At 63.7% G+C, this 24,753-nt stretch carries 23 protein-coding genes; 15 read left to right on the plus strand and 8 right to left on the minus strand.

What is annotated here, in order from left to right; translation table 11 throughout:
- Positions 1-8 precede the first annotated feature (8 nt).
- Complete coding sequence (locus BLW25_RS15335; protein WP_092900552.1) at positions 9-1,313, minus strand: FliI/YscN family ATPase; 1,305 nt, start codon at positions 1,311-1,313, stop codon at positions 9-11.
- 98 nt (positions 1,314-1,411) lie between these two features.
- Between BLW25_RS15335 and BLW25_RS15340 the strand changes: the two genes are divergently transcribed.
- Genes BLW25_RS15340 through BLW25_RS15380 form a run of 9 tightly spaced genes read left to right on the plus strand, consistent with a single transcriptional unit; the run spans position 1,412 to position 5,873 of the window.
- On the plus strand, positions 1,412-1,792 hold the full coding sequence (locus tag BLW25_RS15340) for a FlgB family protein (protein ID WP_092902159.1): 381 nt from the start codon (positions 1,412-1,414) through the stop codon (positions 1,790-1,792).
- An 11-nt stretch (positions 1,793-1,803) separates the two neighbouring features.
- Positions 1,804-2,184 (plus strand): flagellar basal body rod protein FlgC, encoded by a 381-nt coding sequence (flgC, locus tag BLW25_RS15345; RefSeq protein WP_092900557.1) that lies wholly within the window; start codon positions 1,804-1,806, stop codon positions 2,182-2,184.
- Between the two features lie 11 nt (positions 2,185-2,195).
- On the plus strand, positions 2,196-2,477 hold the full coding sequence (fliE, locus tag BLW25_RS15350) for a flagellar hook-basal body complex protein FliE (RefSeq protein ID WP_092900560.1): 282 nt from the start codon (positions 2,196-2,198) through the stop codon (positions 2,475-2,477).
- Entirely contained in the window at positions 2,474-2,740 is a 267-nt protein-coding gene (locus tag BLW25_RS15355; RefSeq protein ID WP_092900563.1) for a flagellar biosynthetic protein FliQ, read from the plus strand. Before fliE ends, BLW25_RS15355 begins: the two co-directional genes overlap by 4 nt.
- Before the next feature lie 2 nt (positions 2,741-2,742).
- A complete protein-coding gene (locus BLW25_RS15360) occupies positions 2,743-3,450 on the plus strand; it encodes a flagellar hook-basal body complex protein (protein ID WP_092900573.1) in 708 nt (235 codons plus the stop codon).
- 8 nt (positions 3,451-3,458) lie between these two features.
- Entirely contained in the window at positions 3,459-4,244 is a 786-nt protein-coding gene (flgG, locus tag BLW25_RS15365) for a flagellar basal-body rod protein FlgG (protein ID WP_092900576.1), read from the plus strand.
- On the plus strand, positions 4,244-4,678 hold the full coding sequence (gene flgA / locus BLW25_RS15370) for a flagellar basal body P-ring formation chaperone FlgA (RefSeq protein ID WP_092900578.1): 435 nt from the start codon (positions 4,244-4,246) through the stop codon (positions 4,676-4,678). The genes flgG and flgA overlap by 1 nt, the downstream gene beginning before the upstream one ends.
- Positions 4,675-5,400, plus strand: coding sequence for a flagellar basal body L-ring protein FlgH (gene flgH, locus BLW25_RS15375; RefSeq protein ID WP_092900580.1), 726 nt, complete (start codon positions 4,675-4,677; stop codon positions 5,398-5,400). The genes flgA and flgH overlap by 4 nt, the downstream gene beginning before the upstream one ends.
- A gap of 2 nt (positions 5,401-5,402) precedes the next feature.
- The gene (locus BLW25_RS15380; RefSeq protein ID WP_092900582.1) at positions 5,403-5,873 is read left to right on the plus strand and encodes a flagellar basal body-associated FliL family protein; all 471 of its coding nucleotides are present in this window, start codon (positions 5,403-5,405) and stop codon (positions 5,871-5,873) included.
- A gap of 80 nt (positions 5,874-5,953) precedes the next feature.
- On the opposite strand, the gene BLW25_RS25360 is transcribed toward BLW25_RS15380, so the two are convergent.
- The 7 genes from BLW25_RS25360 to BLW25_RS15410 form a co-directional block, all read right to left on the minus strand.
- The gene (locus BLW25_RS25360) at positions 5,954-6,517 is read right to left on the minus strand and encodes a DDE-type integrase/transposase/recombinase (protein WP_366268207.1); all 564 of its coding nucleotides are present in this window, start codon (positions 6,515-6,517) and stop codon (positions 5,954-5,956) included.
- A gap of 752 nt (positions 6,518-7,269) precedes the next feature.
- Positions 7,270-8,751: an ABC transporter permease gene (locus tag BLW25_RS15385; protein WP_092900584.1), complete on the minus strand. Its 1,482-nt coding sequence runs from the start codon at positions 8,749-8,751 to the stop codon at positions 7,270-7,272.
- Positions 8,748-9,791: a quaternary amine ABC transporter ATP-binding protein gene (locus tag BLW25_RS15390; protein ID WP_092900586.1), complete on the minus strand. Its 1,044-nt coding sequence runs from the start codon at positions 9,789-9,791 to the stop codon at positions 8,748-8,750. Before BLW25_RS15390 ends, BLW25_RS15385 begins: the two co-directional genes overlap by 4 nt.
- A 97-nt stretch (positions 9,792-9,888) precedes the next feature.
- Positions 9,889-10,854, minus strand: a complete 966-nt coding sequence (locus tag BLW25_RS15395) for an ABC transporter substrate-binding protein (RefSeq protein ID WP_092900588.1) — start codon at positions 10,852-10,854, stop codon at positions 9,889-9,891.
- Between the two features lie 206 nt (positions 10,855-11,060).
- Positions 11,061-12,386, minus strand: coding sequence for an aspartate aminotransferase family protein (locus BLW25_RS15400; RefSeq protein WP_092900591.1), 1,326 nt, complete (start codon positions 12,384-12,386; stop codon positions 11,061-11,063).
- The gene (locus BLW25_RS15405) at positions 12,383-13,903 is read right to left on the minus strand and encodes a trimethylamine methyltransferase family protein (RefSeq protein ID WP_253188485.1); all 1,521 of its coding nucleotides are present in this window, start codon (positions 13,901-13,903) and stop codon (positions 12,383-12,385) included. Before BLW25_RS15405 ends, BLW25_RS15400 begins: the two co-directional genes overlap by 4 nt.
- Before the next feature lie 83 nt (positions 13,904-13,986).
- On the minus strand, positions 13,987-14,973 hold the full coding sequence (locus BLW25_RS15410; RefSeq protein ID WP_092900595.1) for a LysR family transcriptional regulator: 987 nt from the start codon (positions 14,971-14,973) through the stop codon (positions 13,987-13,989).
- 116 nt (positions 14,974-15,089) lie between these two features.
- On the opposite strand from BLW25_RS15410, the gene BLW25_RS15415 reads away from it, so the two are divergent.
- Genes BLW25_RS15415 through BLW25_RS15440 form a run of 6 tightly spaced genes read left to right on the plus strand, consistent with a single transcriptional unit; the run spans position 15,090 to position 24,750 of the window.
- Entirely contained in the window at positions 15,090-17,480 is a 2,391-nt protein-coding gene (locus BLW25_RS15415) for an FAD-dependent oxidoreductase (RefSeq protein WP_092900597.1), read from the plus strand.
- A complete protein-coding gene (locus BLW25_RS15420) occupies positions 17,477-19,879 on the plus strand; it encodes a GcvT family protein (protein WP_092900599.1) in 2,403 nt (800 codons plus the stop codon). Before BLW25_RS15415 ends, BLW25_RS15420 begins: the two co-directional genes overlap by 4 nt.
- Positions 19,876-20,679, plus strand: a complete 804-nt coding sequence (locus BLW25_RS15425; protein WP_092900602.1) for an SDR family NAD(P)-dependent oxidoreductase — start codon at positions 19,876-19,878, stop codon at positions 20,677-20,679. The genes BLW25_RS15420 and BLW25_RS15425 overlap by 4 nt, the downstream gene beginning before the upstream one ends.
- Positions 20,680-20,727: 48 nt before the next feature.
- Positions 20,728-21,663, plus strand: a complete 936-nt coding sequence (locus tag BLW25_RS15430; protein ID WP_253188487.1) for an ABC transporter substrate-binding protein — start codon at positions 20,728-20,730, stop codon at positions 21,661-21,663.
- A 22-nt stretch (positions 21,664-21,685) separates the two neighbouring features.
- Positions 21,686-22,735, plus strand: coding sequence for an ATP-binding cassette domain-containing protein (locus BLW25_RS15435; protein WP_253188494.1), 1,050 nt, complete (start codon positions 21,686-21,688; stop codon positions 22,733-22,735).
- A complete protein-coding gene (locus BLW25_RS15440) occupies positions 22,735-24,750 on the plus strand; it encodes an ABC transporter permease (RefSeq protein ID WP_092900605.1) in 2,016 nt (671 codons plus the stop codon). Before BLW25_RS15435 ends, BLW25_RS15440 begins: the two co-directional genes overlap by 1 nt.
- The last annotated feature ends 3 nt before the right edge of the window (positions 24,751-24,753 follow it).

Below are 24,753 nucleotides of genomic sequence, written 5' to 3' on the forward strand. Positions count from 1 at the left end.
CCGGTCCCTCACGCTTTCAGGTGGATCTGCAACCGCTCGAAGCTCGCCTTATTGCCGCCGGGGGGCGCGGATTCTGCCAGAAAGCCATCAAGGCCCGGCCAGAGCCGGATCGCGCGGTCGATCTGCGGGTCGCTTCCGGCGACATAAAGCCCGGCATGGATCATCATCTCGGCCTGATCATAGATGGATAAGAGCCTGCGCGCCTCGGTGATCACGTCGTTCTCTGCATCGGTTGCGGCACCGGGCAGGCTGCGCGAGACCGAGCGCAAGAGATCCACCGCCGGATAGCGGCCACGCTCGGCAATCTCGCGGCTGAGCACGACATGGCCGTCCACCGTGCCGCGAATGATATCGGCAATCGGCTCTTCCATATCCGAGCCGGCGACCAGAACCGAAAACACTGCCGTAATATCGCCGGGCCCGTCGCTGCCCGGCCCCGCCCGTTCGCATAAAGACATCAGCGCATGGGCGGTCGAGGGCGGATAGCCCCGCAGCGAGGCCACCTCGCCCGAGGCCAGCGCGACCTCGCGATGCGCTTCGGCAAAGCGGGTGACAGAATCGACCAGCAGCAGCACATGTTTGCCAAGGTCGCGGAAATACTCGGCCACCGTCATCGCCGAGAGGAGGCAGCGTTTGCGCATCAGTGGTGACTGATCCGAGGTTGCGGTGACGACGACCGCGCGCGCCATGCCATCCGGCCCCAGCACCTTATCGGTGAATTCCCTGAGTTCGCGCCCGCGTTCCCCCACCAGGGCGATCACCGCCACATCCGCCTGCACCCCGCGCGCGAACCGCGCCAGCAGCGATGATTTTCCGACGCCGGATCCCGCGAAAAGCCCGATCCGCTGCCCCCGGACCAGCGGCAGCAGCGTGTCGAACACCGCGACCCCGGTCGAGAGCCGCGCGCCGAAACCGCGCCGATGCGCGGGGTCGGGCGGGGTTGCGACCATCGGGCGCCGTTCCGGCCCCGCCAGCAGGGGGCGTCCGTCAAGCGGTCGGCCCAGCGGGTCGACGATCCGGCCCAGCCAGGAGGAATCGGGCGCAAGTTCGGCCTTTCCGACCAGCTCGACCCGGTTGCCGATCCCGAGACCGCCGGTCTCGCCCTCGGGCAGGATCAGGGCGCCTGTTTCCGAGACACTGATCACTTCGCCGCCGAGTTGCCCCGCGCCTGCAAGCACGCGGTCGCCGGGCGAGGCACCGTGTAAGCCTTTGACAATAAGGCTTCCCATCGAGTTTCCGGTGATACGGCCCACCTCTCGCACGGCAGAGAGAGCGGCGATTTCTGCGCGAAGCGAGTCAAATTCGAATGCCATCCGGAGCCTCCTGTTCAGCCAATTACGGTTTCTAAAGGAATCACCCTTAAACCTTGGTGAAGCAGATGAGGGAAACCGCATCCGAAGGGAGAACCCCGGTGTTCGCTAAACTTGAACTGACCAGAATGGCACAGGCGCTGGCGTCACATGCAGGATCGCGCATGGATGTCATCGCCCGCAACGTCGCCAATGCAGATACGCCGGGATACCGGGCGCATGACCTCCGGCCATTTGCCGAGGTCTATAAAAGTGAACCCGACATGCGCGCGACCCGCCCCGGGCATTTCGCCACAGGGGGCAATGCGCCGCGTGGTGAGATCATCGCCGGCAGCGGCAGCGAGGCACCCAATGGCAATGATGTCTCGATCGAAATGGAAATGGTGAAATCGGCCACCGCCCGTCAGGACCATGAAATGGCGCTGGCGATCTATCGCGCAACTTCGGGCGTCATCCGCGCCTCACTCGGTCGCAATAGCTAGGGACGGACATCATGAATGATCTGACCACGTCACTCGCCGTCTCTGCCTCGGGGATGGAAGCCCAGGCCAACCGTTTGCGCCATGTGTCCGAGAATATCGCGAATGCCGATACGCCCGGCTATCGCCGCAAGGTGATCAGCTTTGACCAGGTGGTCGAAAGTGGGACGGTTCGGGCCGGAAAAGTCCGCCTTGATCCGCGCGAACTGCCCGAGATTTACAGCCCTGGCCATCCGATGGCCAATGAGGCCGGATATTACAACGGGTCCAATGTGGACCTGATGATCGAGATCGCTGACGCCCGCGAGGCACAGCGCAGTTACGACGCAAATGTCAGACTCTTTGATCAGGCAAGGCAGATGATGCAGAGCCTGTTTGAGGTTCTGCGCCGCTAGGAGACACCAGAATGGATGTAAACACTTCTTTTGCCGCAGCACATTACGCGCAGGCCAGAACGGCCGCAGCGCCCGGCTCCGGCAGCGGTCTTAGCTTTGCCTCGGTTGCGGGCGAGTTCACCGATACTTTGATGCGTCATGAAATCACGGCGCGTGACGCGATGGCCGGCAATGCCAGCCCGCATGCGCTGGTCGAGGCGCTGTCCTCGTCGCAGCTTGCCGTCGAGACTGTGGCGACGGTGCGCGACAAGGTGGTCGAGGCCTATCAGGAAATCCTGAGGATGCCGGTATGACCGAGGCCGCCTTTTTCGATGTTTTGCGCCAGGCGCTTTGGGTGGCGGTGAAAATATCCGCCCCGATCCTTGTCGTGGCGCTGGTGACAGGTGTGGCGATCGGCCTCTTCCAGGCCCTGACCTCGGTGCAGGAGATGACGCTGACTTTTGTCCCCAAACTGGCGGCGATGCTGGCGGCATTCTGGATCTCGATGGGCTTTATGACCAGTTCGATGACCGCGCTTTACGGTGACGTCATCATCCCGCTGATCGAAGGAGGCTGACCATGGATTCCGCAGGTTACGTCGCGCTCAGCCGGCAATCCGGGCTGATGCGGGAAATGCAGATCGTGGCGAATAACGTTGCCAATATCTCGACCAACGGCTTCCGGCGCGAAGGCCTCGTCTTTGCCGAACATGTTGCGCGGCTTGACCGGGAACCGTCGCTTTCGCTCAGCCATGGCAATGTGCGGATCGCCGATCTTGCCCAGGCGGGTGTGACCATGACCGGCGGTGCTTTTGATCTCGCGATCCAGGGCGATGGCTTTTTCCTTGTCATGACGCCCGAAGGGGAACGCCTGACCCGCGCGGGCAGCTTTACGCCCTCGGTCGATGGCGAGCTTGTCACCCCCGAAGGGTATCAGCTGCTGGATGCCGGCGGCGCCCCGGTTTTCGTGCCATCTGGTGCCGCGATTGCCGTGGGCGAGGATGGCACCATCTCTGCAAATGGCGAGGCGGTGGGGCAGATCGGGCTCTGGCAGCCCGGCGATCCACTGGCGCTGCGCCACCGCTCCGGCACGCTGTTTGACGGCGGAATGGTCGAACCGGTTGCGACCGGCAAGATCATTCAGGGCTTTCTCGAAGAGAGCAATGTGAACCCGGTCGCGGAGATCGCCCGCATGATCGAGGTGCAGCGGACCTATGAGATGGGCCAGAAATTCCTCGAGGCCGAGGACAGCCGTGCCCGCAACGTCATCCAGACCCTTGGTCAATAGGTGGGCCGATGAAAGCACTCCATATCGCCGCGACCGGCATGTCGGCCCAGCAGATGAAGGTCGATGTCGTCTCGAACAATCTCGCGAATATGTCGACCACCGGCTATAATGCGCGGCGCGCCGATTTCGCGGATCTGCACTATCAGCAATATACCCGCCCCGGCACGGTCTCGGCCAGTGATGGCACCATGCTGCCGACCGGGGTGCAGATCGGCCTTGGCGTGCGGCCTTCCTCGGTTTCCGTCGTTTTGCAGCAAGGCTCGCTTTCGCAGACCAATGGCGACCTCGATGTCGCCATCGACGGCAATGGCTATCTGGAGGTCGAGCTGCCCTCCGGCATCTCCGGCTACACCCGGGATGGCGCGCTGAAACGCTCGGCGGATGGGCAGATCGTGACCTCCGACGGTTATCCGATGGTCCCGGGGATCACCATCCCGCCCGAAACGCGCTCGGTTGCGATCAATGCCGCCGGAGAGGTCTGGGCCTATTTCAGCGACCGTGTCCAACCCGAGCTTCTGGGCCAGTTCACCCTGACCGATTTTACCAATGAAAAGGGGCTGGAGGCCATCGGCTCGAACCTCTTCCTGGAAACCGCCGCCTCCGGCCCGCCGATTGTAAACGAACCCGGCACCGAAGGTCTGGGCACGCTGCGTCAGGGCTATCTCGAGGAAAGCTCGGTCGATGCGGTGCGAGAGATTACCGATCTGATCAAGGCGCAGCGCGGCTATGAGCTGAATGCGAAAGTCATCACCGCCGCCGACCAGATGCTCGGCGCAACGACGCAGTTGCGCTGATGCTTCGGGGCCTTGCACGACTTATCCTGCCCATCCTGATCCAGGCTGGGACAGCCCGCGCTGAAAGCCTTGTCGCGGCCCGAAATCTGCCGGCGCAGACCATCATTGCGCCAGGCGATCTGATGCAGGTTGTGACCAGTATCAGCGGCGCCCTGACGCTGCCCGCCGAGGCCGTCGGCCAGGAGACCCGCGTTGCCATCTATGCCGGCAGACCTGTCAGGCCAGGCGATATCGGTCCTCCTGCCCTGATCGAGCGCAACTCAATCGTTGCGCTGGAATATCGGGCGGGCGGGCTTGTGATCCGTGCCGAGGGCCGCGCCCTTGCCCGGGGTGGGGCAGGGGAGATGATCCGCGTCATGAACCTGGCGTCAAAAACCACCGTTTCGGGCCGCATCGGTGCCGATGGTCTGATCCTGGTCGGAGGATTTCCGTGAAATACACGCTCATTCTTTTGTCTCCGCTGGCTCTGCTGGGCTGCGGTGATCTTTCTCAGGTCGGCAAGGCCCCTGACTTCAGCCCGCTGGAGGGCAGCTACCAGCATCACGCGATCTATTCGACACCAATGCCCCGGACGACACCCCCTTCCGGCGTGGCCTATGATTCCTCTCTTTGGAACGCCAGTTCGGAATCGCTCCTGGGCGACAGGCGTGCGGCAACGCGTGGCGATATTCTGACGGTCGTGATCGAAATCGACGACAGCGCCGAGATCTCGAATTCGACCGGCCGGTCGCGCACCGGCGCGCAAAAAATGGGGATGCCGCAGCTTTTCGGAATTCCGCAACGGATCAACGAGAAACTTCCGACCGGTGCGACGATGGGGAACGCGGTAGATACCAGCTCTTCATCGACATTTTCCGGCAGTGGTGACGTGTCGAGGTCGGAGAAGCTGACCCTCCGCATCGCAGCCACGGTGGTCGAACAACTGGCAAATGGTGTTTTGCGTATCGAGGGGCAACAGGAGGTAAGGGTGAATAACGAACTTCGCGAACTTATCGTCACCGGCTATGTGCGCCCGACCGATGTCTCGCGGCAGAACGAGATCACCTATGACAAGATCGCGGGAGCGCGGATCTCTTATGGCGGCAGAGGACAGATCACAGATGTTCAGCAGCCCCGCTACGGGCAGCAGATCACCGATATTCTGCTGCCGTTCTGACCATGAAAAAGCTGCTTGTCCCATTGCTTCTTTCCCTGATCGGGTTCGCGCTCGGCGGTGGTGCCGGCTACTACCTGCGCGTGACACCTGCCGGCGAGCTCGCCCAGGAAGGTTCTGATCGCAAAGCGAGCGAAACGCCCGATCCTGCGAAAGTGGAGTTTGTGCGGCTCAACAATCAGTTCATCGTGCCGGTGATGGAGGGCGGGCGGATCGTGTCTCTGATCGCGGCCTCGCTGAGCCTGGAGATTGTTGCAGGGCAGTCTGACCTGGTCTTTGCCCGCGAGCCAAAACTGCAGGATGCCTTTCTTCAGGTCATGTTCGATCACGCGAATTCCGGGGGGTTCAGGGGGTCTTTCACGGATTCCTCAAATCTTATTGTCCTCCGTAAAGCTCTGCTGGAACAAGCGAGAACGGTACTTGGTCCGACGGTCAATGATGTGCTGATCACCGAGATCGCGAGACAGGACAGTTAGGGCATTGGGGCCTGGGGGGAATAAACTCTGCCTGGTTGGCAGTCAGCTGCCCCGGGTTTCCCGGGCGCTTTCGCGTCTCATTACTTGCTGCCGTTTGAACCCGGCGGGCGACAGCATTCCATTCCCCGCTTGCTTGCGCTTTGGGTTGCAGAATATTCCGATGTTGTCGAACATGCCCTGCCTGGCGTTTTCGCAGCTCTGGCAGGTCCTGCGTCTGATCCGCCCGCGCCTGGGCTAGGATGAGAAGCGCTCGGCGACTGCGTTGTCGTGGCAGTTGTCACGGCGTTTTCTGGAAGGCTCCCGATTATCGGTGCGTGAGACAACGCCGCCGGGACCGTGCTGGTGACCTGGCTCCCCTGATCCGCAAAACCGAGCACTTTCCCCCACGGCTTGCGCCGTGATACAGCCATCGGCAGGGCCTGCAGAACGACATCCGGCGTCTGCCTGCTTTGCATCAACCAGCCGATTACGTGCCGGGTACAGAGGTCAATGATCGGGCCATAGGAACGCCATTGGTCCGGGAGACCATGGCGAGGCGAAAGGTAAACAAAGCTCTCTTGCCGCGGGATGAAGGTGATATCGGTCAGCCAGGCCTTGTCCGGGGCCTCAGGATTGAGCTGCCGATCGTGGCCAAACCAGTTCACCTGAACCGCTGGCGTTCACCGGCTCGATGATGACCACGACCGATGGCTTGCCACATCAGTTGCGGGGACAGCGCCTGTATCCGATCTGCGACCTGATCTCGGCAAGCGAGGCCAATCTGGCAGCGAAGGGTTCGGGCCGCTGCTTTCGCTCTGTTCAACCAGATCGTTATGCAGCTCGCGATATCCGCAGATCTGGCCGCTCTCCGCCCAGGCGTTCCGCAGCCGCTCAGTCAGGCGTCGGCCTTGCCTCATGCGCGCACCCTCATCGAGGCGTGGAGCCGGGCATGGAATCCGCTCGGCTGCAGGCGCAGGCACATGGCCGGGACAGAAAACTGCCCCCGATGCCCGGTCACGAACTCCGTCGCCATTCGGGCCGAGCCAATGGCGTCTCAATGGCTGCACTTACTTTGCATCCCTGACGAAATATGCGGTGGCTTTTCTCAGGATATCACGCTCCCCAACGACCCGCGTCAGCCCTCGCTTCAGGCACAGAGATAGGGCTTGCTCACCCCAGGCCGGCGCGAAACGTCACCGACCGGACAGAGATCTGCGCGACGGCATCGCGCCTGAACCCTTCAGCGGAATTATATGTGCCCCTCACGGCCTCCCTGCCTCAAAATCTGCGAAGAAGACCTGCACAGCATGGGGCTATTCACAAATGACCTGCGCCGGTTTCACAATTGCCGCCAATTCCTGTCGCTCGGATTGCATGGATATCGCGCCCGTCCGGTCCGGGCGGAACACCTGCGCCCTCATTTGCTGCGGCCCTGGACGATACGGTCAATCACCATGGCACAGGCCAGAATCGCGAGACCGGCGAGGACGCCTTTTCCGACTGCAGCATATTGCAGCGCGGAAAGGACATCTTCGCCAAGGCCCCGCGCCCCGATCAGCGAGGCGATCACGACCATCGAGAGGCACATCAGCAGCGTCTGGTTCACGCCGGCCATGATCGAGGGGCGCGCGATGGGCAGGTCGACCTGAAAAAGCATGAACCGGCGGGAGGCGCCAAAGGCCTGGGCGGCCTCGCGGATGCTCTCGGGCACCGATGCGATACCCAATGCCGTCAGGCGGATCACCGGCGGCATCCCGAAAATCAGCGTGGCGATAATGCCGGGGGGCTTGCCGATCCCAAAAAATGCAATGACCGGAATAAGATAGACGAAGGCCGGCATGGTCTGCATCAGATCGAGCACCGGCCGCATCAGGGTGAGGACACGGCGGTCCCGACCCGCCCAGATGCCCAAAGGCAGGCCAAAGAAGACACAGAGGAACGCGGCGGTTCCCAAAAGGGCGACCGTTGCCATGCTCTTTTCCCAAAAGCCGAACAGCGCGAGATAGGCCAGGGCTGCGGCGGAAAAGATCGCGACGCGGCGGCCGGACACCTGCCAGGCGATCAGGATCACGCCGGCCATCACAACGGGCCAGGGCGTGGCCACGAGCGCCAGTTCCAGCAGGGTGAGGATGGCGTTGATGCCCGATGCGATGGCGCGAAACAGGCCGCCCAGCCCGTCGGCGGCAGATCTGAACCCGCGATCCAGCCAGCGCGCGCAGGCGTTGTAGATCTCGGGGGATGAAGGGAAGCTGGTCAGCCAGGCAGGAGGGTCGGTAAAGGCGAACCGCCAGGCCGAAAGCGCTGCGCTGGCAAGGGTCAGGCTGGCCGCGAAAACGGCGCGTTGTGGCGGCAGCCCATGCCCGAGCCGGCGGTCAGCCCGCCAGCGCCGGAAGCGCCGGTTCAGCAGGATGGTTCCCAGAAATCCGGTCGCCAGATGCACGGCGATCAGACCGAGCCCGCCCGCAAGGCCATAGCCAAAGGATTGCGATTGTGCCTCTTCTGCCTCGGCCCGGGCATTTGTGGCAGCTTTCGCGATACCTTCGGCCGAACGTTTCATGCCCTCGCCCAGCGGGTCGCCATTGGCGATGGCGGTTTCGGCAGCGGCAAGGCGGTTTGCGGATTGTGCCTCAAGCCGGTCGGCCCTGGCGCGGGCATCAGCGCCCGGGTCTCCAAGTACTGCAATGGCCAGCAGGACCACACTGACGACAGTGGCGAAAAACGCCGGCCAGAAAGCGGCCCAGAGCGATCTCGCCCCGAGCCAGGACGCGCCGAACAGGGCCGCCATCGGGTTGAAACGCGGGCGGGGCCGGGCCTCTTCATCCAGCAGCGCGAAGGCGCGGCTGTAAAACGCCGCGCCGCGCTGTACGAATTCGGCGACAAGCGGATCCGGTCGGGTCATTGCGCGGCCTCTCCTCGATTGCCGATGGCGGCGAGCAGCGTCTTCTGATGCACAAGGCCGACCGGAACGCCGTCACGGCAGACCAGAACCGGGGCGTCGCTGGTGGCAAAATGTGTCGTCAGCGCGGTAAGCGGCGTGTTCAGATCGACCCGCGCCGGATCCTCTGTCAGACCTTCCGGCAGTGCAGGCAGCGGCTCCATGATCGTGCCGGCGCGCAAGACCTGCAACGGCGAGACATGGCGGGTGAATTCCGCGATGAAATCGGTGGCGGGCCGGGTCACGATCTCTTCCGGCTGGCCGATCTGCTGGATCTCGCCATCCTTCATGATGGCGATCCGCGACCCGATGGCGATGGCCTCGTCGAGATCATGGGTGATGAAGATCACCGTCTTGCCCATTTCCCGGGCGAGATTGCGGAACTGGTCCTGCAACTGGCGTCGGATCAGCGGGTCGAGCGCGGAAAAGGGTTCGTCCATCAACAGGATCGGCGGGTCGGCGGCCAGAGCACGGGCAAGGCCGACGCGCTGCTGCATGCCTCCGGAAAGCGCGGTCGGCAGGCTGTCCCCCCAGCCGGCCAGCCCAACCTTTGCCAGCGCAATCTCGGCCTGGTCGAAACGCTGACGCGGCGTGGCGCCCTGGATCTCCAGCGGCAGGGCCACGTTTTCGCGCACCGTGCGATGCGGCAACAGGCCAAAGCTCTGAAATACCATGCCGATCCGGGACGATCGCAGCTCGCGCAGGCGTGCGGGGCTGGCCTGCGTGATATCCTCGCCTTCGAGAAGGATCTTGCCCTCGGTCGGCTCGATCAGCCGGTTGATCAGCCGCACCAGGGTCGATTTTCCCGACCCTGACAGGCCCATGACGCAAAAGACTTCGCCCCGCGAGACGGAAAACCCCGCATCGCGCACGCCGATCACCGCGTCAAAGGCGGCCATCAGCTCGGCTTTGCTTTTGCCGGATTTTGCCCCGGCCAGCGCCGCTCTGGCGTCATGGCCGAAGACTTTCCAGACCGAGCGCAGTTCGATTACGGGGTCGCTCACTGTTCTGTTCCGTCTGACTGGCCGCGGGGGGCGGCGGAAAAGCGGAAAGCCGGAGAGGCAAGACCGCTCCGGCCCCGAAGGTGCAAAGGATGATAGATTACTGCGCGGTCCAGGCGGCAATCTGCGCCGCATTGGCCTCGATCCAGGGCTTCACGACCTCATTCGGGTCTTTGCCGTTGATGATCTCCAGCGACCATTTGTTCACATCATCGGCGCTGAGCTGGATGTTTTGCAGCAGCGTCACCAGAGCGGGGTCGCGCGTCGCCAGATTGGCCGACCAGGAGATGTGCACGGTGGTCTCGGGATAGGCCGAAGCGACATGGGATTTCGCCTGCCAGTCCGGGTCCTGGTCGGGCTGCACGATGACGAAATTCGCGGGGTCATGCGCCGGTTCCTGCAGCAGGACCAGATCATAAATCGCGAAATTCTGGTGCGGGCCGTAGCAATAGCCCAGCCAGGGGCGGTCGGCTTTCACCGCCGCGTCCAGACCGGCTGTAGCAATGGCCTCATCAGTCGATTGCAGCTCGAAAAACTCGGCAAAGCCGTAATCGCGGGCACGGATGGTCTCGATATTGGTCGACAGCCAGCCCTGCGGGCCGATCCAGACCTCGCCTTTGCCATTGCCATCCGAATCGAACAGTGCGGCAATCTCGGGATTCGCCAGGTCGAAAACCGAACGGATATTGTGCTTTTCGGCGGCGGCTTTCGGCACGCAATAGCCCTGCACGGCGGGGAAAGACTTCTCGCCGACGGTGACCAGCTTTTCCTCATCGGCATATTTGGTTTTGGGCGCGCTCTGGTTCGGCAGCCAGGTCTCGGTCCAGATATCGACCTCGCCGGTGCCGCGCGACATTGCCTCCCATACCACCGGGACCGAGGCGACCGGCACGGTTTCCACCTCAAGCCCGAGCGCCTCTTCGATGATGCCCTTGACCGCGAAAGCAGTCGCGCGGCCCGAGGCGTAATTCGGATCCGGGATCACCAGCTTTTCGGCCAGCGCAAGGCCCGGCGCGAGGCTGGCAGAGGTGATCAGAGCGGCAAAAAGGCGGGAGGCGGTCAGCATTGCTATGGTCCTGTCTGGGTATGGGAGTGGCTGCGCGTTTCCGTCATTCCCTGCAGCGCTTTATCGCATCGCAGGTGGTTAAGGGACATTCCAAAGCCTGGAGCCGGACAGAAGGTTTGTTGTCCGAATACACGGTTTTTGGGCATATCTGTTCTGTTCGACCCGGGATCTGGCCCTGTGACAGAGAAAATTTCCCGAGATGATGGTCAGCCCCGTCTGGCGCGGTCAAAGGCGCGGTCCAGCCCCTCGGCGACCTGATCGACATCTTTGAGTGTCAGGCACAAAGGCGGCACCATCCGCAAAGTCGACCGGTGCGGCCCCGATTTCGACAGGATCAGCCCGGCTTCGCGGCAGGCTTCAAACACCGCGCCGGTGGTTTCGGCGTCTGGGGTCTTTTTCGCCCTGTCCGAGACCATTTCGATTGCCAGCATCAGGCCGCGACCGCGCACATCGCCGATAACCGGATATTTCTGCCGCAGCTCGCGCAGGCGCGAGAGCAGCGCGGCGCCGACTTCTTTTGCATTCTCCTGCATCCGGTCGCGTTTCAGGATTTCGAGCACCGCGCGCCCGGCGGCGCAGGAGGTCGGGTTTGAGCCATAGGTGTGGAACATGAACCTCTCGCCCATCGGCTCGGCGATCTCACGCCGCACCACCACCGCGCCCAGCGGGAAGCCATTCGAGATGCCCTTGGCCATGACGACGATATCGGGGATGACGCCGTCGGCCTCGAACCCCCAGAAATGATCGCCGGTGCGGCCAAAGCCCGATTGCACCTCATCCGCGATATAGAGCCCGCCCGCCGCGCGGATGCGTTCGGCCGCGCCGGACATATAGCCCGGCGGCATTTCGATGATGCCGCCATAGCCCTGGACGCTTTCGACCAGTATCCCGGCGACCCGGCCGGTGGTCGAGGACTGGATCACGTGGTCGATCTCATCAAGATAGGGGGCGGCGCCGGCATTCTCGCCGAAAATGCCGCGATACTGGTTCGGCTCGGCCACAAAGGCGACATTCCCGGGCATACCCGGATGCCGCCAGCCGGCGATCCCGGTCACCGATTGTGCGGCAGAGGTCGGGCCGTGATAGGCGGTCCTGAGCGCGATCAGATCGAGATTGCCGGTATATCCCCGCGCCATCGCCATCGCGAGGTCAATGGCCTCGGACCCGGAATTGGTGAAATGCACCACCCATTCGATATCGCCCTTTTCGCCTTTCGGCATGGTGGACGCCAGTTCCTCAGCGAAATGCGCGGGCACCGGATGGTAGAACATCGTGGTGCAATGGGTCAGCTCTGCCGCCTGATCCATCGCGGCTTTGACCACTTCGGGATGCGAATGACCGACCGAGATGCAGACATTCATCCCCAGAAGGTCGGTATAGCGGCGGCCCGCCTCGTCCCAGAGATATTGCATCTCGCCCCGGCGAAACACCATCGGCTCGCGGAAGGGGACGAATTTGCGCAAAGCGGCCGAATAATAGCGGTCGCGGCGGACGGCGGTTTCCTCGAGGTTCCAGCTGGTGTGAAGCGTCATGCCATCTCTCCGGTGATCTCATATGTGCGGCGCGCGACGAAATCGTCGAGCGCTTCGCGGATGCTTTCGTCCATCGCGGGCGCCTCGTAATCGCGCAGGATTTGTCTGACGCGGTCCGATGCGCGGTCCTGCTGCCAGAGCCCGCCTTCCGCCGTCCATTGCTCGTAAGTGCCGTTGTCCGACATCTCGCCCAGCCAGAAGGCGGATTCAAAGTTTTCGCGGGTATGGGCTGCGCCGAGGAAATGGCCGCCAGGGCCGATTTCGTGAAAGGCCTCCATCGCCTGGGCGGCTTCTGAAAAATCAATGCCTTGCGTGAAACGCGCCATGGCGGCGCAGCGGTCGGCATCCATCACGATCTTCTCGTAACCGGTGGTGAGCAAGCCTTCGAGGCAGCCCGTGGCATGGATAATGAAATTCACGCCCGCCATCACGGCGCCCATCAGCTGGGCCTGTGACTCATACCCGGCCTGGGCATCGGGCACTTTCGACGCGGTCAGCGCGCCGACCGAATGGAAGGGCAGGCCAAGGCGATCCGCCAGCGTCTTCGCGCACATCTGGAACTGGGTGCCTTCGGGCGTGCCAAAGGTGGGGGCACCGGTGCGCAGGCTCAGCGGTGAGAAAAACGTGCCAAAAACCGAAGGCGCGCCGGGCCGGATCAACTGGATCAGCGCCACACTCGCCATGACCTCGGCCAACACCTGCGCGAGTGTGGCCGCGACCGTCACCGGCGACATCGCGCCGCCCAGCACGAAGGGCGAAACGACCGTGGCCTGCCCGGCCCTGGCATATTCCTTCAGCGCCCAGAGCATGGTCTCATCCAGCACCAGCGGCGCATTGGTATTGACCACGGAATAAAGCACGCAATTCGCGTCGACGAACTCTGCCCCCATGGCGAGCTTTGCCATTTCAATCGTGTCACGGGCGCGTTCGGGCGCGGTGACGGCCCCCATGAAGGGTTTGTCAGAATGGGTCAGATGGGTATGGGCCATATGCAGATGGCGCACAGGAACCGGCAGATCGACCGGTTCGACCACCACGCCGCCGGAATGGTTCACGGCGTTCAGGCTGTAATGCAGCTTGGTTATCTCACGGAAGTCGTGGATCGTCGCATAGCGGCGCCCCTTTTCCATGTCATGCACGAAAGGAGGGCCGAAACTGGGCGCGAAAAGCTGCGCCTCGCCGCCGATCTGGACGGATCGGCCCGGGTTGCGGGCATGTTGGGTAAAGACCTTGGGCGCGGTTTTGATCTTGTCGCGGCACCAGCCGGGATCAAAGCGCACCCTTTCGCCATCGACCCGCGCACCGGCCTTGCGGAAGATCTCCAGCACCTCGGCATCGCCGCGGAATTCCATGCCAATCTCGTCGAGGATGCGGTCTGCATTTCTCTCGATGATGGCGACGGATTCGTCGTCGATCAGACTGACAATGCCGATGCGGCGCAGCACATAGGGCGACGAGACCTTGTTCCTCGCGCTTCTCTCCTGCATCCGGGCACTGCGGCCCCGCCTCTCCTGCATCCCGGTCTCCATCGGCGTGTTGCCGGGCCGACGATAGCGGGGCGCGAAGCTCTGCAAAGGTTAAACTTATACTATCGGTAATCCTAATAAGACGGATTAGCGATCTCGTGGTAACTCACCTGGCCGGAGATTGCGGGGAAATGACGATCGAAGGCACGTTTCAGGATCTTCTGGCTTTCCAGCGCGATGCGCAGCGGTATCGTGCCAAGATCATCACGACGCGACACCAGGCGGATGGTGCGTTTGAGCGGCGCGAAGGGCAGCGGCTCGATCCTGAGACGCATCCCTTCGGCGACACCGTCGATCAGAAGCGTCGGTGACAGGATCGCGAAACATTTGCCGGTGATGACGCCGGCCATCACCATCGCGGTGCGGTCGGCCTCGATCGCGCGGGGCAGATCAAGGCGGCAGCGTTGCAGATGCTGGTCGGTGCGGCGCCCGACCGGGGTGGTTGTGCCAAAACGTGCGAGGGAAAGCTTGCGGGAAATGGCGTGAATGTCGTCAGCGGGTCCTGTGTAACTATCTGGCAGAATAAGATAAAACGGCTCATCCAGGATCGGGATAAAGCTGAATCCCGGCCCGTCCTGCAGCCGTTCAGAGGTGACCGCCATATCGATCCGCCGGTCATTCAGTGCCGCGAAATGGTCGGTGGCGAGGCCTGCCGACAGGATCAGCTCGGGCACTTTCATCGCATTATTGACCAGATCATAAAGCCCCGGCGTCAGCGTGGTCGCGGTCGAGGCCAGCAGCCCGACCCTGAGCGCCGGCAGCGAAGAGGCGCCCAGATGCTGCATGTCGCGCTTCAGATCGTCGATTTGGTTCAGGAGCCGAAAGCCATGCCGCTGCAGCGTTTCGCCGGCATAGGTCAGGGCAATCGGCCGGGTCGAGCGGTCGAACAGTGCCATGCCAAAGATCAGCTCCAGGTTCTTCAGATGCTGCGAGGCGGCCGATTGTGTGATCCGCAGGGCCGAGGCCGCCGCCGTCACCTGCCGCATCTCGGCCACCGCCATGAAAACCTCGATGGCGCGGAACAGGTTGATATCAGGTTCGTCTTTGCCGCGTTCGCGCATGATCTTAACCGGGTTGTTGTTCTGATAAGAATTAGTATCCCTAATGATGCCTGTCCATCCTTGCGCGAAAGCCGCTGCCTCTGTCTGATTTTGCCAGAAGAGACGGGGCGCCTGGAATGCGGAAGATCGTGATTATCGGCGGCGGTGCGGTGGGGCTCAGCCTCGCATATCATCTGACAAAGACCGCTGCTGCTTCGGTCACGCTGCTGGAGCGTGGCAGCCTGACCTCGGGCACCAGCTGGCATGCGGCCGGGATCGTCGGGCCGCTGCGCGCGACCCCCAATGCGACCCGGCTCGCGATGTATGCGGGCGAGCTTTTTCCAAAGCTTGAGGCAGAAAGCGGGCTTTCGACCGGCTATCGTCGCACCGGCGGCTATTGGCTGGCGCGCGATCCGGCGCGGATGGATGAATTGCACCGGATTGCGGCGCTTGGCCGGCATTTCGGGCTGCACCCGACACTTACCGGGCCTGAAGACGTTAATGTGCGGGGGCTCGATCTGACCGGCGTGATCGGCGCGATGGCGGTCGAGGAAGACGCCAATGTGAACCCGGTCGATCTGTGCATGGCCTATGCGCGGCTGGCAAAAGCCCAGGGTGCGCAGATCCGCGAGGGCGCGCGGGTTGACCGGATCCTGACCGAAGGCAGCCGCGTGACCGGCGTGTTGCTGGCAGATGGCGAGGTGATAGAGGCCGATCAGGTCGCGCTATGCGCCGGCGCCTGGTCAAAGCGGCTGGCCGATCCGCTGGGCGTCGCGCTGCCCTTGCAGGCGGTTGAGCATATGTATGTCGTGACCGAAGCCATGCCCTTGATGCCGCATCCTTTTCCGGTGCTGCGCGACCTTGATCGCGGCATCTATATCAAGGGCGATGCCGGCAAGCTGGTGATCGGTGGCTTCGAGCCCGATGCCAAATGCTGGGATGCGTTCGGCCCTTCGGGCGACCGGCCGTTTCTGGAACTGCCCGAGGACTGGGAGCAGTTTACCCCCTTTATGGAGGCGGCCCTTGCGCTGATCCCGGGCCTTGCCGATGTCGGCATCCAGCATTTCATGAACGGCCCCGAAAGTTTCACCACCGACACCAGGATGCTTCTGGGTGAAGCGCCCACGGTCGACGGGCTTTACGTTGCGGCGGGGATGAATTCGGTGGGCGTGATGTCATCGGCCGGGGTAGGTCGGGTGCTGGCCGACTGGATGCTGGCCGGCCATGCTCCGATGGATCTCTGGGAGACCGATATCGCCCGCGCCGATCCGCTGGCGGCCGCGGCCGCGCATGTCGAGACCCGGATGCAAGAAGCCGTGGCCGATGCTTTCGCGCTGCATTGGCCGTTCAAACAGCCGAAAGCCGGGCGCGGTTTGCGCAAATCGGCGCTGCATGATGAATGGCAGGCTGCGGGTGCGGTCTTCGGCCTTACCGCCGGGTGGGAGCGCGGTCTGTGGTATGCGCAAACCCCGTCGGAACAATCCCTGCCGCTGTCGACCGGCGCGCAGCCCTGGTATCCGATTGCGGTCCGCGAGGCGGCACAGATGGCGACGGGGGTGGTGCTGCTCGATCTTACGCCTTTCGGGAAATTCGACATTGCCGGGCCCGATGCGCTGCCCTTCCTGCAACAGATCACCACCGCCAATATGGATGTGGCGCCTGGCCGTGCGACCTATACGCTGCTTCTGAACGCGCAGGGCGGGATCGAGGGCGATGTGACGGTGCGCCGGGCTGCGGATCACTTCCGCCTGGTGTCCGGTGCGGCGACGCGCTGGCGGGATATGGCCTGGCTCCGGCGCCGGGCGCACGGGTTTGATGTCGCGATAACCGATGCGACGGAATCCGAATCCGTGATCGGCGTGATGGGCGCGGGGTCGCGGGCGCTGCTGGCCGGGCTGTCGCCGGATGACTGGCAGGATTTCGCCTTTTCGACCGCACGCGAGGTGGTGATCGCGGGCCGGTCCTGCCTGGCGCAGCGGGTCAGCTTTGTCGGCGAACTCGGCTGGGAGCTTTACATCCCCAACGCCGCCGCCCCGGCGGTGTTCCGGGCGCTGCGCGCAGCGGGGGCGGCGCCGATGGGCCATCACGCGCTGGATGCCTGTCGGATCGAGAAGGGGTTTCGCCATATGGGCCATGATCTGGGCCAGGACATTTCAGCGCTTGAGGCGGGGCTTGGCTTTACCATTGACTGGTCGAAGGATTTCATCGGTAAAGCGGCGCTTGAGGCGCAGCGCAAAGAGGGTCTCCGGCGCCGCCTCGTGCTGTTCGATCTGCCCGATCACCCTTTGGTCCTGCATGACGAACCGATCTGGGATTCGGGCCGGGTGGTCGGGCTGACCACTTCGGGCGCGCGGGGCGCGCGGACAGGCAGGACCCTGGCGCTTGGCCTTATCGAAATTGCGCCGGGCGAGACCCCGCAGGCCACGGCCACACGGCAGTTTACCATTGAAATCGCAGAGAAACATTATGCGGCACTGGCGCTGAGCCGGCCGCCATTCGACCCCTCGGGCGAGAGGATGAAGGCATGACGCGCGACGCACAGGTTCTGATCATCGGCGGCGGCGCCATGGGCGTTTCGCTGATGTATCACCTGATGAAATCGGGCTGGACCGATGTGATCCTGACCGAGAAAAACGACCTCACCCATGGGTCCACCTGGCATGCGGCCGGGCTTTGCACCCATTTCGCGCATAACCCGACCATCCAGGAGCTGCGCGCCACCAGCGTCAGGCTTTACCGCGATATTCTGCCCGCCGAGACCGGCGAAAGCTGCGGCTTTCACCCGTCGGGCGCGATGCGGATCACTTCGAACCCCGAGCGGATGGCGGAATTTGCCCATGTCGCGGGCCTGTCGAAATTCACCGGCTATGAGCTCAGGCTTTTGCACTCGCCCGAAGAGGTGGCGGCGCTGCATCCGCTCGCGCGGACCGAAGGGATCATCGGCGGAATTTATGAGCCCGATGACGGACATGTCGACCCGACGCTTGCGACCAATGCGATGGCGAAGGTCGCCCGTGCGCGCGGCGCTGTGATCTTGCGGCGCAATCCGGTGCTTTCGATCCGGCGCGAAAACGGTGTCTGGGCGGTCGAGACAAAGCAGGGTCTGATCCGGGCGCAGCATATCGTCAATGCCGCGGGCACCTGGGGGTTCGAGATCGGGCGGATGATGGGGGCGAATGTGCCCTCCGTCCCGGTGCTGCATCAGTATCTGGTGACCGATACTGTCCCGGCGGTGGCCGACCGGATCAAAGCGGGGCTGCCGGAACTGCCGATGATCCGCGACCCCGAGGAAAGCTGGTATGTCCGCCAGGAGCGTGATGCGCTGATCCTTGGCCCCTATGAGAAAGAGGCGCAGGTCTGGTCGGTTGACGGCGTGCCGCCCGAATTCGGTGCCGAACTGATGGAGCCGGATCTTGACCGGGTTGAACATATCCTGATGGCGGCAATGGCGCGGATCCCGGCGCTGGAAACCGGCGGCGTGAAATCGGTGGTCAATGGCCCGATCACTTTTACTCCCGATGCCAATCCGCTGATCGGGCCGGCCTGGGGTCTTGAAAACGCCTGGCTTCTGACCGGGTCTTCGATGGGGGTGATGGAGGGCGGCGGCTCCGGCTGGTTCCTGGCGCATTGGATGACCCATGGCGCGCCGCCGATGGATGCGCTGGCGGTGGACAGCCGCCGCTTTGGCCCCTGGGCGGATCGCGATTACCGGGTGGCAAAGGCGGTTGAGTGTTTCGGCCTGCAATTCGGGGTGCATTACCCGCATGAGGAACGCCCCGCCGCACGCGGCAAACGCCTGACGCCGCTTTACGATCTGATGCTGGCGCGCGGCGCGCAGATGGGCGCGGCTTATGGATGGGAACGCCCGAACTGGTTCGGCGCGCCGGCGCGGCTTACCTTCGGGCGGCCCGACTGGTTCGATGCCGTGGCGCAGGAATGCCGGATGGTGACAGAGCGCGCAGGCCTTGCCGATATGTCGGTCTTCTCGAAATTCGAGGTGAAAGGGCCGGGGGCGCGGGCCTTTGTCGATGCGCTTGGCTGCAATATGGCACCGAAGCCCGGGCGGGTGGGGCTGACCTATGCGCTGAGCCCGGCGGGCGGCACCGAGTCGGAATTCACGGTCGCCTGTCTTGCGGAGGATCATTTCTACCTGACTTCGGCCGCGGCGGCAGAGATGCGCGATGATGATCTTCTGCGTGCCCGGGCGCCCGGATCTGATGTGGAAATCAGCCGGGTCAGTGACGATTTTGCGGTGATCGGTCTGATGGGGCCGGCGGCGCCCGCGATCCTCGGGCGGCTGACCTCTGACCCCTTCGGCGCCTGGATGTCGGTGCGTGAGATGACGGTCGCGGGGATCCCGGTCCGCGCGTTGCGGCTTTCCTATATCGGTGAGGCGGGGTGGGAGCTGCATGTCCCCGCCGCCCGCGCGGCAGAGCTGTTCCTTGCGCTGGAAGCCGCAGGCCAGCCCGAGGGGATCGGCTGTTTCGGGTCTTATGCGATGAATGCGATGCGGCTGGAAAAGGGCTATCCCGCCTGGGGTGCCGATTTCACCACCGAACGCACACCCGCCGAAACCGGAATGGGGTTCCTTGTGAAACCCGATCACGATTTCCCCGGCCGCGAGGCGCTTCTGGCCCGTATGGCCGACCCTGCGCGGTGGGAGATGGTGCTCCTGGAAATCGACCCCGGCGAAAGCGAGCCCTATTACGCGCATTCTCTCTGGCAGGGCGCGGCCCCGGTCGGCATCGTGACCTCGGCCGCGACCGGGCATCGGACCGGCAAGGTTCTGGCGCTGGCCTATCTGCGCGACCGGAATGTGCGGGATGGGCTGGAGGTTGAAATTCTCGGCACCCGGCGCAAGGTGCGGATCCTTGATCGTCCGCCTTTCGACCCGGACAATCTCCGGCTGCGGAGCGGGGCGACATGAGCCCCCCGGTGCCGCGCGCGGTTGCCATCGTCACCGGCGGCCTTTCCGGCATCGGCCATGCTGTGGCGCTGGATCTTGCGGCGCGCGGCTACCGCGTCGTGGTCGGTGCGCGTGATCTGGAAAGCCGGGCGCGGCTGGATGCTTTTGGCGCACTGACCGGGGCGGCGATTGCCGGCGGCGGCGAGGTTCGGGCGGATATGCTCGACCTCACCGATCCGGGTTCGGTTGCCGGGTTTTGCGAGCGCACGACCGAGCGTTTCGGCCCGGCGGATGTGCTGATCAACGCCGCCGGGATCACCGCCGAACAGCCGGTCGAAGGGCATGGCGATGCGCTCTGGCAATCCATCATCGACACCAATCTGACCGGCGCCTTCCGGATGATCCGGGCCTGTCTGCCGGGGATGAAGGCGCGGCGCTGGGGGCGGATCGTCAATATCGGGTCCACCGCCGCCACCATAGGCTGGAAGGACAATCCGGCCTATTGCGCTTCGAAAGCCGGGCTTCTGGGGCTGACGCGCTGTGTCGCGCTGGAGGGGGCTTCGCATGGCGTGACCTGTGTGATGGTCAGCCCGACCTGGGTCGATACCCCGATGATGGCCTCTGATCTGGCGCAGGTCGTGGCCCGTGAGGGCCTGGGCCGGAGCGTCGAAGAGGCCCGCGCAGCGATTGCTGCTGAAAACCCGCAGGGCCGCATCATCCAGCCCGGCGAAGTCGCGGAGCTTGTGGCTTTTCTGATCACCGATGCCGCCAAAGGCATCACTATGGAGGAGGTGAAGATCACCGGCGGCGCGCTCTGGTGAGCGTTTCCGGTGGGCAAAACACACCAGACAACCGACAGGGAGATTATAATGACAAAGAAGAGCATGAATGCCGCTGTGTCACTTCTCGCATTGGCCGCCATGGCCGGTGGGCCGGCGCTGGCCGCTGACCCCGGCGCGGTCGATGAGCCGATAAAGCTCGCCATGCTGGAATGGACGGGCGCGCAGATTTCCGCGCAGATCGCCGGCAAGGTGCTGGAAAAGGCGGGCTATAAGGTCGATTACGTGACCGCCGGAAATTACCCGCATTTCCAGGGGCTTGCGGACGGCGATATCGCGGCCTCGGTCGAGATATGGCTGAATAATGTCGGGGATGTTTACCCGAAAGTCCTCGCCGAAGGCAAAGTCGAGGATATTGGCAGTCTTGGGCTGACCACCAATGAGGGCTGGCTCTATCCGAAATTCATGGAGGAGCTTTGCCCGGCCCTGCCGTCATGGGAAGCGCTGAATGACCCGGAATGCGTGGCGCTGCTTGCGACGCCCGACACGCTGCCGAATGGGCGGTTTCTGGATTACCCGGCCGATTGGGGGTCGCGCGCGGCAACGATCATCCTGGACAATAACCTGCCCCTGACGGCGGTGCCTTCGGGGTCGGAAGGGGCGCAGCTGGCAGAGCTCCGCGCAGCGGCAGCCGCGAAGACACCGCTCGTCATGATGTTCTGGGCGCCGCATTTCATCCTCGCCGAGGTCGAGACCGGCTGGATAGAGATGCCGCCCTGCAAGGACCAGTCCAATGAACATTGCATCATGCCGCCCGACGTCAACAAGGTGGTCTGGTCGGGCTTTGCGCCGAAATGGCCGGCCGCCTATGAAATCCTGAAAGCCTTTGAGATCACGACCGAAGATCAGCAGAAGATGATGCTGGCGATCGACGAGAAGGGCCAGTCTCTGGATCTGGTGACAACCGAATGGGTCACTGCGAATGAGGCGATCTGGCGTCCTTGGCTTGATCAGGCGCTGAACTGAGGCCGGGGCGGTGGTGAGCGCCGTGGCATCAGACAGCATCATGCTCAGCTGCCGGGGGTTGTGGAAGGTATTCGGGCCACGGCCCGGCTACTATTTTGACACCACCGGCTACCGGATCGACCCTGAGGCGCTGGTCGCGCGCCTCAGGCAGGAGGGGCATATTCCGGCGGTGGCGGATGCCACATTCGATGTCCGCAAAGGCGAGATTTTCGTCATCATGGGGCTTTCGGGGTCGGGGAAATCGACGCTGGTGCGCTGCCTCTCGCGCTTGCTGGATATCGAATACGGGGTGCTGGAATTCGAAGGGCGGGATCTGTCGCGCATCTCGGGGCGCGAGCTGACCGAAATCCGGCGTCGCAAGATGGGAATGGTGTTCCAGAGTTTTGGTCTTATGCCGCATCTGACGGCACTGGAAAACGTCGCCTTCCCGCTGAAACTGCAGGGTATGGCGCGGGCCCCGCGTGAGGCCCGCGCGCGCGAAATGCTGGAGCTGGTGGAGCTTGCCGCCCGCGCCGATGCGCTGCCGGCGCAGCTTTCGGGCGGACAACAGCAAAGGGTCGGCATCGCGCGAAGCCTGGCGCCGGACCCGGAACTGTGGTTCCTTGATGAGCCGTTTTCAGCACTGGACCCGCTGATCCGGCGGCAGATGCAGGATGAATTCCTGCGGCTGCAACGCCAGCTGAAAAAGACCATCATCTTCATCACGCATGACATTATGGAGGCCTGCCGGCTTGCCGACCGTATCGCGCTGATGCGGGGCGGGCAGATCATCCAGATCGGCACGCCGGCCGAAATCCTGCTGTCCCCGGCCGATGACTATGTCGCGAGCTTCACCGCCGAAGTGGCGTTGAGCCGGGCGATCCGGGTGCGCGATCTGATGACGCCGGGTGGAATGTCGGGCGCCGCAGACGGCCCCGCAGTCGCGTCCGAGGCCTTGTTAGAGACGCTTTTGCCCGATCTTGCCACGGGACGGCGGCAGTTCGCGGTCGCTGGCGCTCCGGGGATGGTCCTCGAGGCCGAGGCGGTTCTGGCGGTGCTGCGCCGTGATGCCTCTGGCGCGGGGGAACGGTGATGCCGCATTTCACCAGGGAAGAGATGATCTGGGCGGGGCTGTTTCTGGTGTCGGTTCTGCTGGTGGGGCTGGCGCATCATCTGCCTGTCCTGCGGGGCTTTCCCGCCGGGCTGACCCTGCCGCTGTCCGAGGCGCTGAATACCGTGATTTCCCCGGTGTTCGAGACCTTGCGGCCGTTGGGCCGGGTGCTGTCCTTCATGATCGAGACTCCGCTTTCCGCGATCCGCGCGGGGCTGGCCTGGGCGCCCTGGCCCGCGACGGTCCTCGCTCTGGTCGCGCTGGCCCTTTATGCCGGAGGGCGGGGGCTCGCGGTGTTTGCGGCCCTGGCGCTTGGGCTAGTGGTCCTGATGGGCTATTGGCCCAGGGCGATGAACACGCTCGCGCTGGTGTTGATTTCAGTGCCGCTGGCGGTGGGGATCGGCTTTGCGCTCGGGACGCTCGGGCATCTTGTGCCGAGGGTCCGGCCCGGCCTGACCTTCCTGCTGGATGTCATGCAGACCTGGCCCGCGTTTGGCTATCTTATTCCGCTTTTGCTGATGTTCGGCTTTGGTCCGGCGGCGGGGCTGGCGGCGAGTGTGATCTTTTCGATCCCGCCGATGGTGCGCAATACCATGCTGGGGCTGGACGAGGTCCCCCCGGCGATTGTCGAAAGCGCGCTGATGGCCGGGGCGCGGCCCGGGCAGCTTTTCTGGCAGGCGCGGGTGCCGGTGGCTTTGCCGCAGCTGATGGTGGGGGTGAACCAGACCACGATGGCATCCCTGTCGATGGTGATCATCATCGCGATCATCGGCGGCTTCAACGATATCGGCTGGGAGGTGCTTTCCGCGATGCGCGCCGCCGAACTGGGACGCTCGCTGGGCGCAGGGCTGGTGATCGTGCTGATCGCGGTGCTGCTGGACCGGATCACGCGGGGGCTTGCCGGGCGCCGGCGCAGGTCAGGGGGCTGGTTCATGGCCGGGCTGATCGTCGCGCTGGTGCTGGTGGTGGTGCTGCCTGGTGAGGCGCTGTTGCCGGGTGAAGAGGCGCAGCGCTGGCTGCGGCGTCTGGACGCGTGGCTCCTGGATTTCGTCGCCTGGAGCGCGCCCTTCTTTGCCCTGCTGCGCGATGCAATCACTTACGGCCTGATGCTGCCGATGCGGCTTGGTTTCTCCGGATCGGCAAGTCCGATGGTCTGGGGTTTTGTGCTGAGCCCGCCGGTGATCTTTGCCTATGTCCTTGTTGCAACCGGGATCGCGCTTGGCCTTGGATGGCGCCGGCCCGGGCGCGGCATTGCCTTTGCCTTTGCCGCGCTGATCTTCTGGACCGGGCTGCCGGGCTTTCCCTGGCCCGGTGTCTTCCTTCTGACCGCCTGTGCAACTTTTCGGGCCGGGGGCGCAGGGCTCACCGCGCTTGCGACAGGGGCGCTGTTGCTTGCCGGTGTCTCGGGCCTCTGGCAGCCGATGATGCAATCCATCTATCTTTGCGCGGTGGCGGTGCTGATCTCTTTCGCGATCGGCGCCACGCTGGGCGTGATCGCGGCCGAGAGCGACCGCGTCTCGGCCCTGATGCGCCCGGTTTGCGACACGCTTCAGACCATGCCGCAATTCGTGTTTCTGATTCCGGCGCTGATGCTGTTCCGGGTGGGCGAATTCACCGCCCTCATCGCCATCGTGCTTTACGCCGTGGTGCCGCCGATCCGCTATGTCGAACACGGGCTGCGCAATGCCCGGGCCGATCTGACCGAGGCAGGCCTGCAGATGGGGGCCACGAGGTGGCAGCTTTTGTGGCAGGTGAAACTGCCGCTGGCGCGGGGCTCGGTGCGGCTTGGGCTGAACCAGACCATCATGGCGGCGCTGTCGATGCTGGTGATCGCGGCGCTGGTGGGCACGCGCGAGCTGGGGCAGCAGGTCTATGTCGCCTTGTCCAAAGCCGATGCCGGGGCAGGGCTGATCGCGGGGGGTATCATCGCCGCTATCGCGCTGGTCGCGGACCGGCTTTTGCGGGCGCCAGAAGGCAAATCCGGGGACAAAACATGACGC

Origin of the sequence: Rhodobacter sp. 24-YEA-8 (assembly GCF_900105075.1) — a bacterium.
Classification (GTDB): Bacteria; Pseudomonadota; Alphaproteobacteria; order Rhodobacterales; family Rhodobacteraceae; genus Pseudogemmobacter.